This window comes from Kosakonia sp. H7A (genome assembly GCF_003028445.1).
Lineage (GTDB): Bacteria > Pseudomonadota > Gammaproteobacteria > Enterobacterales > Enterobacteriaceae > Kosakonia > Kosakonia radicincitans.
In genome coordinates, this window is record NZ_PYTZ01000083.1 from 1 (window position 1) to 502 (window position 502).

The following is a 502-nucleotide window of genomic DNA, read 5'->3' on the forward strand; positions in this document are numbered from 1 at the left end:
CTCACGCCTGCTTCGTCCAGGCCGAGCTTGGCGCCGAGCTGCGAGGCGATCAGGCCGCTGCCGGCCGACAGCGCCGCCGAGGCCGCCGTCACCTGCTGCGCCTCGCTGCCGCTGGCACTGGACAACCCGCGGCCCAACACGAGGTAGGAGAGCGCCTCCGATTGCGACATCGAGGGGTTTGACCACACGTCCGCACGCGGGGATTCCGCACGTCCGCTCACGTCGATGCCGGCGGTGACATCGCCGATGCGGCGTTCGGCGCGGATGTTGATGCGCGGGTCGGAAACGATGTTGTTGTTCCAGGTGAGCTGGCCGCGGGTGATGGTCAGGTCCTGGCCGTAGGCCTTGTAGCGGCCGCTCACGTCCAGCCCGCCGTTGGCGGTCATCCCGCGGCCCGGGCGCGCACGCACCTGCATGCGCCCGGTCAGCGTGCCCTTCAGGCCGAAACCGGCCATCTTGACGTTGTCGCCGAGGATCACCGCCAGGTCCATGTCCACCGGCG

Annotated in this window: 1 protein-coding gene; it reads right to left on the bottom strand. The window is 70.1% G+C overall.

Annotated features, from left to right (window positions below):
- A partial coding sequence (locus tag CWM66_RS28310; RefSeq protein ID WP_233218449.1) for a translocation/assembly module TamB domain-containing protein occupies positions 1 to 491 on the bottom strand: 491 nt, incomplete at its 3' end.
- Positions 492 to 502: the final 11 nt, after the last annotated feature.